Origin of the sequence: Rhodosalinus sp. (assembly GCF_041685465.1) — a bacterium.
Taxonomy (GTDB): domain Bacteria; phylum Pseudomonadota; class Alphaproteobacteria; order Rhodobacterales; family Rhodobacteraceae; genus Rhodosalinus.
This window is the reverse complement of the sequence record NZ_JAWLFS010000086.1, coordinates 1-11256: the sequence shown is the minus strand read 5'-3', so window position 1 is coordinate 11256 and position 11256 is coordinate 1. Positions and strand designations below refer to the sequence as shown.

The window sequence follows — 11256 nt, the reverse complement described above, 5'->3', positions numbered from 1 at the left end:
ACCCTCGAACGCCGCGCTGGTGCGGCGCGCCGCGGAGATCTGCGCGCGCCACGAGCGCCCGGTCGCCACATGGCGCGAAGCGCGCGAGATTCTCGGGCTGCGCCTGCCGGCAGCGCCGAAGGACGGACACATGGCTTGAAGACAGTCTACGCCAGCGCCGAGGCGGCGCTCGACGCCCTGCTGCACGACGGTATGTTCATCGCCGCGGGCGGCTTCGGCCTCAGCGCGCATTGCCGAGTGATCGACAACGCCGCGTGCCGCAGCTCGACCATCTCACGCCTGCGGGCCACACTCACCGGCCCGAGCCTTTGGCCAAGAAAATCGCGTTCCACCACGAGGTCGCCGATCCTGGCGTGTCAACGGCGGAGCAAAAACCGGCCATGTGGCGGCGCAAAACCAAGCCAGTGGCGGTGTGCCAGGCGACTTGGCGTGATCTTTATCATGGCGAGCCTGACCAGCGCTTCGGCGGGTCTGGCGAGGTGTTCGACATCCCGGGCGAGGGGGCGGTTGCGCCTGATCCATGACAGCGTGCACTCGACGATCCGCCTTTTCGGCAACACCGCGAAGCCCCTGGTGCCCGGGTCACGGCTCACGATCTCGTGGCGCGAACTTCCCGTGCCCGCGACGGCCTCGGCGGCTTTCGCCCCCTGGTCGCCCTGGTCGGCAAACACGACCTCGACACAGGGAAAGCGCCCCGGCGGCCGGCGGTCGAGCACGCGCGCGACCCCGTCGCGTTCGCGGATGATTGCCGGATGGCCACCGTACTCCATCGCCTGTGGCTCGCCGGCACGACAGTCCGCACCGGCTGGGAGGAGGTCCGGACCGCCTCGGCCTATCGTCGCAAGGTCGAGCCGGCACGGGGCTGCCGGGTCTCCGCGGTCCCGTCGCCGGGACGCGACCGCCGATGACGCCGAGAGGCTGCTCGTGACACGCCCTCGGACGTGCAGCACGCATTTCAGGCAGGCGCTCGGGGGGCACCTGGATGGCATGACGTGGCGGCCGCGCGCCGACCACGGACGGAAGCATGACACCGCCGACGCGCGACAAGGGAGGGCTTGACCAAACGTCACCCACTACGGACGCAGCCTGGCAAGGCGGCGCCGACGAGATCAGGCGGTTGCATCTCTTCGTTCGCGCGTTTCCCCGCCGGACGTATCCATCGCGCGGGATTTCAGAAGCTGCGGGCCGTCGGCGATCTTGCGGGCCAGCCGGAAGAACGTCTCGCGTTCGGCGTCGTCCAGAGGTGCGAACAACTCCTCCTGCCGCTGGAGCGACGTGGCGCGGATCTCCGCCAGGACCTCCGCCCCCTTGTCCGTGATGTAGAGGCACTTTTCGCGTGCGTCGGTGGGCGAGATTTCCTGGCGGATGAGCCCGCGCGCGTCGAGGAGCGCGGCCGCGCGGCTGATCGTGTTCTGAGGGCGCGGGAAGAGGTGCCTGACCTCCTTCGCCCGGATCCCTGGGAACATGGACACCGCGAACAGGGTCGACCACGCGTGAACCGGCATTCCGTAGGCCTGCTCGATGAAGCGGTTGGTCACCGCGTTATTGCCGAGAACGATATAGCTGATCAGCATCAGGTGCCGCAGCTCGGTGTCAAAGATGCCGTCCAGCATGTCCCGGGTATCCATGCCTGCTTGCTAACCTTTCGCGCACGGGCCGGTCCAGCCGGTCACGAAAATTCTTGCCAGATAGATCCAGATGGATCAATTATCGATTCGAACAACGGGGAGATGGTGGATGATAGTTCTTGGCGTCGACGTCGGCGGTACGTTCACGGATCTGATTCTGGCGGATCTGGAGCGCCAGCGCCTGACCACGCACAAGACCCCGTCGACGCCGCGCAATCCGGCCATTGCGGTGGTGCGTGGCCTGGAGGCGATCTGCGAGAAGGCGGAGGTCGAGATCACGCAGATCGACGGGCTCTTCCACGGCACGACCGTGGGCACCAACGCCATGCTCGAACATGACGGTGCGGTGACAGGCCTCGTGACCAACGAGGGCTTTCGCGACGTTCTGCACATCGGCCGCCACCAGCGGCCGCAGCATTACTCGATCATGCAGGATCTGCCCTGGCAGAACCGGCCATTGATACGGCGGCGCCACCGGCACGCGGTGGCCGGCCGGATCGACGCGCAGGGCGCCGAGCTCACTCCGCTCGACGAGGAGGCGGTGCGCGAGGTGGCGCGCACGCTGTCGGCGCAGGGCGTGGAGGCGGTGCTCGTCGGCTTCCTGTTTTCCTACGTCAATCCCGCGCATGAACGCCGCGCGGCGGAGATCGTCAGCGAGGAGATGCCGGAGGCCTTCGTGACCACCTCATCCGAGGTCGCGCCGCAGTTCCGCGAGTTCGAGCGGTTCACGACCGCCGCGATGTCGGCCTTCATCGGCCCGAAGGTGCGCCGCTACATCAGCGAGCTTCAGACGGGCCTGCATGATCGCGGACTGCGCGGCGAGTTGCATGTCATGACCTCGAGCGGCGGCGTGGCGACGCCCGAGATGATCGCGCGCAAGCCGGCCTCGACGCTGCTCTCCGGCCTCGTGGCGGGCGTGCGCGGCGGGGCGGCGGTCGGGCGTCACGCCGGCGCGGACCGGCTCATCACGCTCGACATCGGCGGGACCAGCGCGGATATCGGCATCGTCGTGGATGGCCGCCTGACGGAGGCGGACGCGCGCAGTGCCTCGATCGCCGGCTTCCCGGTCATGCTGCCCATGATCGACATTCACACGATCGGGGCGGGGGGCGGCTCCATCGCCTATCTCGATCACGGCGGCGCCTTCCGCGTGGGCCCCGAAAGCGCGGGCGCCGATCCCGGTCCTGCCGCCTACGGCAAGGGCGGCGACCGGCCGACCGTGACCGACGCCAATCTCGTGCTCGGGCGGCTCGCGCCGCAGGATTTCCTCGGCGGGGACATGCAACTCGACCTCGAGGCCGCGCAGCGTGTGATCGGCACGCTGGCCGCGCGTCTCGGCCGGACACCGGAAGAGACGGCAGAGGGCGCGCTCACGGTTCTGAATGCCAACATGGCGAACGCGATCCGCTCGCGCACGGTGCAGAAGGGGATCGATCCGCGCGACTTCACCCTGTCGGGCTTCGGGGGCGCCGGGCCGCTGCACGCGGCCGAGGTCGCCGGGATGCTCGGGGTGCGGCGCGTGCTGATCCCGCCGCATCCCGGGATCACCTCGGCCATGGGGCTTCTGACCGCGGACCTCGAGTATCACGCCCTGCGCACGGCCTTCGCGGTCAAGGGCAGCGTGGACCATGCACGGCTGACCGCGCTCTTCGAGGACATGGACGCGGAGCTCTGCGCCATCTTCGATCGGGACGGCGTTGCGCCCGAGAAGCGGAGGATGCTGCGCGAGGGCGAGCTGCGCTACGTCGGGCAGGGCTACGAGCTGAAGGTCGACTTTCCCGACGGCGCGCTCGACGCGACGGCGCTCGAGGCCGTCTGGCAGGAGTTCCACGACAAGCACCGTGCCGAATACGGCCACGCCTTCGCGGCGGCGCCGATCGAGATCGTCACCGTCAAGGTGCGCGGGCTCGGCGAGGTGGACAAGCTCGGCACCCCGCCCGAGGTCGGCGAGGGCGGCACCGTCGCGCCCGTGGGGCAGGGGCGCTGCATGTTCCGGGTGAACGACAGGCTGTCGAGTTTCGAGACGCCCTATTACGACCGCGCCGCCCTGCCGGCCGGACGCGCGATCGACGGTCCCGCCATCCTGCTGCAGGCCGACAGCACCACGGTCGTTCCTCCCGACTGGCGCTTCGAGGTGGACCGCTTCGGCAATGTCATCATGTCGCGTGACGAAAAATGAAAGGGGAGCCCATGCAGACCCGCGTCGATCCGTTCCTCGCGGCCGTGATCCACGGTGCGCTCGAGAACATCGCCATCGAGATGGGCCACAAGCTCATGCGGATGAGCTATTCCAGCATCATCCGCGAAAGCGAGGATTTCGGCGCCGCGCTCACCGACGCGACCGGACGGCAGCTCTGCGAATGCACGATGTCCACGCCGCTGCAGTCCGGCCCGATCCCGGGTTATATCGAGGGCATCCTGCGCGAGCTCGAGGGGCGCGGCGACACGATCCGCCCCGGTGATGTCTTCATGCACAACGACCCCTACGCCGGTGGCTCGCATGGCCCCGACGTCGGCTTCGCCGTGCCGATCTTCCACGGCGGCGCGCTGGTCGGCTTCTCGGTGACGACGGCGCACCACCTCGACATCGGGGCGCTGACGCCGGGCAGCTGCGGGATCGTCGACGCCGTCGACGCCTATGCCGAGGGGCTGCAGTTCAAGGCGGTGCGCGTCTACGACGAGGGGCGGAAGGTCGAGCCGGTCTGGCAGATCCTGCGCTCGAACATCCGCATCGCGGATCTCGTCGTCGGCGACATGGAGGCGCAGGTCGCCGCGGCCCGGATCGGGGCGGACCGCTACATGGCGCTTCTCGACCAGTACGGGCTCGAGACGGTGACGGGCGCCTACGAGGATCTGCTCGACCACTCCGAGACACTCATGCGCAACGCGATCTCGGCCATTCCCGACGGCAGCTACACCGCGCGCACCTACATCGACGGCTATCTCGACAGCGACGACCCCGCGCTGAAGGAGCTGCCCATCGAGGTCACGCTCAGGATCACCGGCAGCGACATCCTCGTCGATCTGACGGGTACGGCGCCGCAAATTCCGAACAAGCCGATCAACATGCCGCTCGTCGGCACGGTCGACTGCGCCGTGTGGCTCACGCTGCGGTCGATTCTTCTCGACAGCGATATCCATGGTCACATCCCGCAGAACAGCGGACTGACGCGCCCCATCACCATCCACGCGCCCGAGGGATGCCTGGCCAACCCGACCTTCCCGGCCCCCGTGATCGCGCGCTTCTGCCCCGGAAACGCGGTCGCCGACACCGTGATGAAGGCCATTGCGCCGACCGTGCCGCAGCAGGTCAGCGCCGGCATCGGCAACCTGAGGGTCATGGCCTTTTCCGGCAAGACCGCGGCCGGGCCGTGGGTGCACATGGAGATCATGGAAGGCGCCTATGGCGGGCGCTACGGCAAGGACGGCATGGACGCGGTCGACACGCTCTACGCCAACACCCGCAACAACCCGGTCGAGGACATCGAGAGCCATCTGCCGCTGCGCGTCCTGCAATACGAGCTGCGCGAGGACGTGGCCGGCCCCGGCACGTGGCGAGGCGGTATCGGCTCGATCCGCTCCTTCGAGCTTCTCGAGGACGGCGCCGTGTCGGTCGAGGGCGACGGGCAGCGCTTCGACCCCTGGGGCTTCCTGGGCGGAGCGGACGGGTCGCCCGCGCATGTCGACCTCGTTCACGCGGGCGGCGACGTCGAGGCCTTGCCGTCCAAGATCCCCTATCGCCCGCTGGCGAAGGGCGACCGCATCGTCGCTTTCGGCCCCTGCGGCGGCGGCTACGGAAACCCCTTCGAGCGCGACCCGCAGCATGTGCTCGAGGATGTCCGCGACGGGCTGCTGAGCGCGGAGAGCGCCTGCCGATCCTACGGGGTGGTGATCGCCGAGGGGGGCACGGTCGACGCCGTGGCGACCGCGGCGCTGCGCGCGCAGCGTTCATGAAAGACCGAACGACGACCACGAAAACGACAACCACAAAAGCGACAACACGGGAGACAAGACCATGACCCATCTCGGACAGCTCGGCCGCGTATCGGCCGCGGCGCTGATGCTCGCCGCGCCGGCCCTCGCACAGGACGATCCGGTCGCGGCGGCGCGCGCCAATATCGAGGCCTATTCCGGCATTCCGGAGTTCACGGCCCCCGGCGAGCCCTTCGACGCGCGCGCCTGCATGGAGGGCAAGTCGATCATGACCGTCCCGGCCTCCAGCGCGATCCCCTTCGTCAAGACGATCGCCGACCACAAGGGCGATCTGGCAGAACGGCTCGGCTTCGAGCATGCGCAATGGGAGAACCAGGGCAATCCCACGCAGTGGATCCAGGGCATGGAGCACGCCGGCAACAACGGCTTCGACCTCGTGTCCCTGCTGGCCGGGGCCGATCCGCGCTTCTTCGAGCCGCAGGTGGGAGCCGCGCAGGACAAGGGGGTGAAGGTCGTCACCTCGCATCTGACCGGGCTCGAGATCCCGGCGCCGGCCGGTGTCGATGCCAACACGGCCATCGACTACAAGCAGGCCGGCAAGCTGATGGCCGACTGGACCATCATGCAGACCGAGGCGCAGACCAACGCGCTCATCATCGTCTCGGAAGAGGCGCTTTCGACCGACAGCCTCGTGGACGGGCTGACGGAGGCCTTCGAGGCGTGCCCGGACTGCACCTACGAGATCGTCAACGTGCCGATCGTCGACTGGGCGACCCGCATCCAGCCGACCGTGCAGGGCAAGCTGCAGGGCAACGCCGACATCAACTACGTGATCCCGATCTACGACAGCATGTCGACCTTCGTGACGCCGGCGATCGCGATCTCGGGCAAGCGCGACAGCGTGAAGGTGGCGACCTTCAACGGCACGCCCTTCGTGCTCGACCTGATCCGCGAGGGCACGGTCGAGATGGATATCGGCGAGAACCTCGACTGGATCGCGCATGCGATGCTCGACGCCGAGATGCGACTGCTGTGCGATCTCGAGCCCATCGTGGACAGCAAGGTGCCGCTGCGCGTCTTCTCGGCCGAGAACATCGACGAGGTGGGCGATCCGGCCGAAGCCTCCAAGGGCTACGGCGACGCCTATGTGGCGGGCTACCGCGCGCTCTGGATGCTGGACGAGTGATGCAGGGTTCCGTCCCCAGGCTCGAGATCCGGGGACTGACCAAGACGTTCGGAGGGGCCCGCGCGCTGAATCGCGCGGACCTCATCCTCCGGCCCGGCGAGGTTCACGGGCTTCTGGGGTCGAACGGGTCGGGCAAGTCCACGCTGATCAAGGTGCTCTCCGGCTTTCACGCGCCCGACGAGGGCGAGCTGAAGATCGACGGGCGCGACGTCGCGCTTCCGATCCCGCTCGGCCGGAGCGAGACGCACGGGTTGTCCTTCGTGCATCAGAACCTCGGTCTGCTGCACGACGCCACGGTGCTGGAAAACCTCATCGCGGGCGATCACGAGCGTCTGCGGCCATGGTGGATCAACTGGCGGGCCGAGGCGGAACGGGCACGCGCGCTCTTTGCAGAGCACCATCTCGATCTCGCGCCGGGCGACGTCGTGGCTGACCTGTCTCCCGTGAAGCGGGCGCAGCTCGCCATCGTCCGCGCCGCCGACCGCGTGCGCGAGCACCGCGCGCATGGCGCCCCGGGTGTTCTGGTGCTCGACGAGCCCACGCCCTTCCTGCCGCAGGAGGATGTGCGCGACCTGTTCGCCATGATGCGCCGCCTGACCGCGAGCGGCGTGGCCATCATCTTCGTCAGCCACGACATCGACGAAGTGATGGAGGTCACCGACCGCTGCACCGTCCTGCGCGACGGGCAGGTGATCGACACCTTCGACACGGCCACGACGGAGCGCACCGCGCTCGTCGAGGCGATCGTGGGACGCGCCGTCAGCGTGGACCGCCGGGTAGCCGCATTGCCCGCCGCGGCCCCGGCCGTCCAGGTGCGCGACCTGAGCGGCGACATCGCCCGGGATATCGCCCTGTCGGTGCAGCCGGGGGAGATCCTTGGCCTGACCGGCCTGATCGGGTCGGGCTATGACGAGGTGCCCTCGCTGCTGTCCGGCGCACGGCGCGCGACGGCGGGCCATCTGACGCTGGGCGGCCAGCGATTGGACGTGGCGACACTGACGCCCAGCGTGGCGATCGCTTCTCGCATCGTCTTCATTCCGGCGGACCGGCAGCGGGCCGGCATTGCGCCGGATCTCAGCTTGACGGAGAACGCGACGCTGCCGCTGATCGCCGGCCGTCTCGCGCTCAACCAGCGGAAACTGCGGCGCGACACGGGCGACCTGATCCGCCGCTTTTCGGTCAAGGCAAGTTCGAGCGAGCAGGCGGCCTCGGAACTTTCGGGCGGCAACCAGCAGAAGCTCGTCCTCGGCAAGTGGCTCCAGCTGCGCCCGCGGCTCGTCCTGCTCGACGAGCCGACGCAGGGAATCGACGTGGGCGCGCGGCAGGAGATCTACGACCGCCTGCTCGAGGTCTGCGCGGACGGCGGCGCCGTGATCTGCGCGACCTCCGAATTCGAGCAGCTCGAACTTATCGCGCACCGCGTGCTGATCTTCGACCGCGGGCGCATCATCGGCGAACTCAAGGGAAAAGATGTGACGAAACAGGCAATTGCAGAGGCCTGCTACAAGGCGGTGGAAACCCATGCGGCACAGTAGCCTCACCTATCAGTTCGAGCGTTTCGGCCTCGTGGTCGTCTGGCTGGCCTTCATCGCACTCTTCGGCGTGCTCAGGCCCGATACCTTTCTCACCTGGTCGAACTTCTCGACCATCTTCGGCTCCGAGGCGGTGCTGGTGATCGTCACGCTGGGTATCATCATTCCCCTGACCGCAGGCGATTTCGACCTGTCCATCGCGCAGACGCTGACACTCGTGTCGATGGCGACCGCGCTTCTCGACGCGCGGCTCGACGTCCCGCTCTGGCTGGTGCTGCCCATCGGCCTCGGCATCGGCGCCCTGGTCGGGGTCGTCAACGGCGCGATCACCATCTATTTCCGGGTGCACTCGCTGATCGTGACGCTCGGGGTCGGCACCTTCCTGCACGGAATCACGCTTTACATCGGCAACTCGCAGACGGTCTCCGGCGTCTCGCCGATCCTGATGGAATGGGTCATCATTCAGCGCTATTTCGGCATCCCGGTCGCGTTCTACTATGCCATCGGGCTGGCCGCGGTCATCTGGTACATGATGAGCTACACCGCCTTCGGCCAGCAGCTGCTGTTCACCGGGCGCGGGCGCGAGGTGGGCCGTCTCACCGGCGTCGGTGTCGGCCGCGTCCGGCTGACGGCCTTCGTCATCTCGGGTGTGCTCGGCGCGCTCGCCGGCATCCTCTACACGGGCACGACAGGCTCCGCCAATCCGAACTCCGGCACCTATCTTCTCCTCCCGGCCTTCGCGGCGGCGTTTCTCGGGGCGACCTGCATAAAGCCGGGGCGCTTCAACCCGTGGGGGTCCGTGATCGCCGTCTATTTCCTCGTGACCGGCATCAATGGCCTGTCCGTTCTGGGCTTTCGCACCTTCGTTCAGGATCTCTTCTACGGCGGCGCGCTGGTGCTCGCCGTCATGGTGTCGCAGCTCGTCTCCGGCCGTCAGGAGCGCGCGCTATGAGCGACGGATCAGTCGGGCGCGTGCGCATCGATGCCGACCGGCTCTGGGCCCGGCACATGGAACTCGCGCGGATCGGCCGGGTCGGCGAGACGGGCAACTGTCGGGTCGCGCTGTCCGAGGAGGACGCCGAGGCCCGCGCGCTCTTCGCGTCCTGGTGCCGCGCCGCCGGGTTGAGCCTGCGGTCCGACCGCGCGGGCAACATGTTCGCGATCCGGCCGGGCCGGGACCCGTCGCGCAAACCTGTCGCTGCCGGGAGCCATCTCGACACGCAGCCGCATGGCGGGCGGTTCGACGGGATCTCGGGCGTTCTGGCGGCGCTCGAGGCGGTCGAGACGCTCAACGACGCGGGCGTCGAAACGGAGGCCCCGCTCATCGTCGTGAACTGGACCAACGAGGAAGGCGTGAGCTTCGCGCCGGGCCTTCTGGGATCGGCATGGTTCGCGGGGCTGATCGCGGATGCGGACCTGGACGCCATCGAAGGGCCCGACGGGCAGCGCTTCGCCGATGCCGCCGCGCGGACCGGCTGGCGCGGGGAACTGCGGCCGGACGAGCTGGCGCTCGACAGTTTCTTCGAGCTTCACATCGAGCAGGGGCCTGTGCTGGAGAAGGAGGAGGATCAGGTCGGCGTCGTGACCTCGGTGCAGGGCCTGCGCTGGCTGGATGTCCGGGTGCAGGGCACCGATGCGCACGCGGGGACGACCCCGCTCGAGGCGCGGCGCGACGCGCTTCTGGCGGCGGCAGCGATCGTGGTTGAGCTCAACCGCGCGGGCCGCGCCGCGGGGTCGGACGCGCGTGTCAGCGTCGGCCGCTTCCGCCCCGGAACGGATGGGCCCAGCACCGTCGCGGGCTGCGTCGACCTCGTCGTCGATATCCGCCATCCCGACGCGGATACGCTCTCCGGGCTCGTCGAGCGCTGCGAGGCCGCCTGCACCGCCGCCGCCGCGGCCCACGGGTGCGACGCGCGCGTCTCCCAGCGGCTCGCCGTCCCGCCGCGCGCCTTCGATCCCTCCTGCGTCGACGCCGTCGCGGCGGCGGCCCGCGCGCTCGGTCTGCGCCACAGGCGACTGCCGAGCGGAGCGCTGCACGACGCCTCGAACATCGCTGCTGTCGCACCAACGGCGATGATCTTCGTACCCTGCCGGAACGGCGTCAGTCACAACGTGGAGGAATACGCCGAAAAGGACGACCTCGCGGCGGGCTGCGAGGTTCTGCTGCATGCCATGCTCGCCCGGTCGGGTGTGGCGTGAGCATGAATGAGGGCGTCGCCGAGGCGTGCGCCGCATTGGATCCCATGATGGCGGTGTGAGCTGACTGGGGCGCTGGCCTCTCCCGCGGCAGTCTCCGTTCGAGGGTTACGGCAGATTGGCTGGCGCCGGCCCTCAAGATTGGGTGGAGACCAGATGCATGATAGCATGTTCATCGGGCTGGATATCCAAAAGGCGACGATTTCGGGCGCGATTGCGCAGGGCGAGCGGGGCGGCGAGATCCGCCACGTCGGGGCGGTGCCGCATCGCCCTGATCACGTTCGCAAACTGGCCGAGAAGCCGCCGGCCAGCGGGGCTCGGCTGCATTTCAGCCATGAAGCGGGGCCCTGCGGTTACGGCCAGCACCGCCAGCTTGTCGAGATGGGGCATGACTGGATCATGGTGGCATCGCCCTTGATCCCTGTGAAGTCGGGCGACCGGGTGAAGACAGACCGCCGCGACGCGGTGATGCTGGCCAAGCTGCACCGCGCGGGCGACCTGACCTCCGTCCGGGTTCCGGACCCTGCACATGAGGCGGCGCGCTGGCTGCGATGGGTGCTGAGGTTGTCGAGAATGACGCCCGTTCTCGGCGCGAGGGCCGGCGCCAGCCGGGTCTCGACACAAGCGTCGAAGGCGCGCGCCCGTCCATCGCGCCTTCGGTGATCCACGGGGCGATCAGATCGCCACAGGTCAGCCCGGCGATGAAGGTCTGCATGCGCCACCTTCCAAAGGGTCCCGCGCCGGGAAGGCGGTCCCCGACCGGGGCACGACCGCGCAGCCA

10 protein-coding genes and 2 pseudogenes are annotated in these 11256 nt (G+C 68.6%); 9 read left to right on the top strand and 3 right to left on the bottom strand.

Annotated features, from left to right (window positions below; genetic code table 11):
- A partial coding sequence (locus tag ACESL7_RS07645) for a 3-keto-5-aminohexanoate cleavage protein (RefSeq protein WP_372892719.1) occupies nt 1–139 on the top strand: 139 nt, incomplete at its 5' end.
- Nucleotides 136–222 (top strand): annotated as a pseudogene (locus ACESL7_RS07640) (succinyl-CoA--3-ketoacid-CoA transferase); the annotation flags it as partial. The gene ACESL7_RS07645 and the pseudogene ACESL7_RS07640, both read left to right, overlap by 4 nt.
- Here the strand turns inward: ACESL7_RS07640 and ACESL7_RS07635 are convergent.
- From ACESL7_RS07635 to ACESL7_RS07625, 3 genes and pseudogenes are all read right to left on the bottom strand, one after another.
- Nucleotides 222–356, bottom strand: a pseudogene (locus tag ACESL7_RS07635) (IS3 family transposase); the annotation flags it as partial. The pseudogenes ACESL7_RS07640 and ACESL7_RS07635 overlap by 1 nt on opposite strands.
- Nucleotides 357–770, bottom strand: coding sequence for a hypothetical protein (locus ACESL7_RS07630; RefSeq protein ID WP_372892720.1), 414 nt, complete (start codon nt 768–770; stop codon nt 357–359).
- A gap of 339 nt (nt 771–1109) precedes the next feature.
- Nucleotides 1110–1613 carry a MarR family winged helix-turn-helix transcriptional regulator gene (locus ACESL7_RS07625; protein WP_372892718.1) on the bottom strand — a complete coding sequence of 168 codons (504 nt, stop codon included), beginning with the start codon at nt 1611–1613 and terminating at the stop codon, nt 1110–1112.
- Nucleotides 1614–1737: 124 nt separating this feature from the next.
- On the opposite strand from ACESL7_RS07625, the gene ACESL7_RS07620 reads away from it, so the two are divergent.
- From ACESL7_RS07620 to ACESL7_RS07590, 7 genes are all read left to right on the top strand, one after another.
- Nucleotides 1738–3807, top strand: coding sequence for a hydantoinase/oxoprolinase family protein (locus ACESL7_RS07620; protein ID WP_372892717.1), 2070 nt, complete (start codon nt 1738–1740; stop codon nt 3805–3807).
- An 11-nt stretch (nt 3808–3818) separates the two neighbouring features.
- A complete protein-coding gene (locus tag ACESL7_RS07615; protein WP_372892716.1) occupies nt 3819–5582 on the top strand; it encodes a hydantoinase B/oxoprolinase family protein in 1764 nt (587 codons plus the stop codon).
- A 61-nt stretch (nt 5583–5643) separates the two neighbouring features.
- On the top strand, nt 5644–6747 hold the full coding sequence (locus tag ACESL7_RS07610) for a sugar ABC transporter substrate-binding protein (RefSeq protein WP_372892715.1): 1104 nt from the start codon (nt 5644–5646) through the stop codon (nt 6745–6747).
- Nucleotides 6747–8282: a sugar ABC transporter ATP-binding protein gene (locus ACESL7_RS07605; protein ID WP_372892714.1), complete on the top strand. Its 1536-nt coding sequence runs from the start codon at nt 6747–6749 to the stop codon at nt 8280–8282. The genes ACESL7_RS07610 and ACESL7_RS07605 overlap by 1 nt, the downstream gene beginning before the upstream one ends.
- Nucleotides 8269–9231 carry an ABC transporter permease gene (locus tag ACESL7_RS07600; RefSeq protein ID WP_372892713.1) on the top strand — a complete coding sequence of 321 codons (963 nt, stop codon included), beginning with the start codon at nt 8269–8271 and terminating at the stop codon, nt 9229–9231. The genes ACESL7_RS07605 and ACESL7_RS07600 overlap by 14 nt, the downstream gene beginning before the upstream one ends.
- The gene (locus ACESL7_RS07595; RefSeq protein ID WP_372892712.1) at nt 9228–10478 is read left to right on the top strand and encodes an allantoate amidohydrolase; all 1251 of its coding nucleotides are present in this window, start codon (nt 9228–9230) and stop codon (nt 10476–10478) included. The genes ACESL7_RS07600 and ACESL7_RS07595 overlap by 4 nt, the downstream gene beginning before the upstream one ends.
- Nucleotides 10479–10643: 165 nt before the next feature.
- Nucleotides 10644–11138, top strand: coding sequence for a hypothetical protein (locus tag ACESL7_RS07590; RefSeq protein ID WP_372892711.1), 495 nt, complete (start codon nt 10644–10646; stop codon nt 11136–11138).
- Nucleotides 11139–11256 lie beyond the last annotated feature (118 nt).

Bases quoted from the DNA above. Each gene is read 5' to 3' on its own strand.
- ACESL7_RS07630 (WP_372892720.1), bottom strand. From the start codon at position 770: ATGGAGTACGGTGGCCATCCGGCAATCATCCGCGAACGCGACGGGGTC.
- ACESL7_RS07625 (WP_372892718.1), bottom strand. From the start codon at position 1,613: ATGCTGGACGGCATCTTTGACACCGAGCTGCGGCACCTGATGCTGATC.
- ACESL7_RS07620 (WP_372892717.1), top strand. From the start codon at position 1,738: ATGATAGTTCTTGGCGTCGACGTCGGCGGTACGTTCACGGATCTGATT.
- ACESL7_RS07615 (WP_372892716.1), top strand. From the start codon at position 3,819: ATGCAGACCCGCGTCGATCCGTTCCTCGCGGCCGTGATCCACGGTGCG.
- ACESL7_RS07610 (WP_372892715.1), top strand. From the start codon at position 5,644: ATGACCCATCTCGGACAGCTCGGCCGCGTATCGGCCGCGGCGCTGATG.
- ACESL7_RS07605 (WP_372892714.1), top strand. From the start codon at position 6,747: ATGCAGGGTTCCGTCCCCAGGCTCGAGATCCGGGGACTGACCAAGACG.
- ACESL7_RS07600 (WP_372892713.1), top strand. From the start codon at position 8,269: ATGCGGCACAGTAGCCTCACCTATCAGTTCGAGCGTTTCGGCCTCGTG.
- ACESL7_RS07595 (WP_372892712.1), top strand. From the start codon at position 9,228: ATGAGCGACGGATCAGTCGGGCGCGTGCGCATCGATGCCGACCGGCTC.
- ACESL7_RS07590 (WP_372892711.1), top strand. From the start codon at position 10,644: ATGTTCATCGGGCTGGATATCCAAAAGGCGACGATTTCGGGCGCGATT.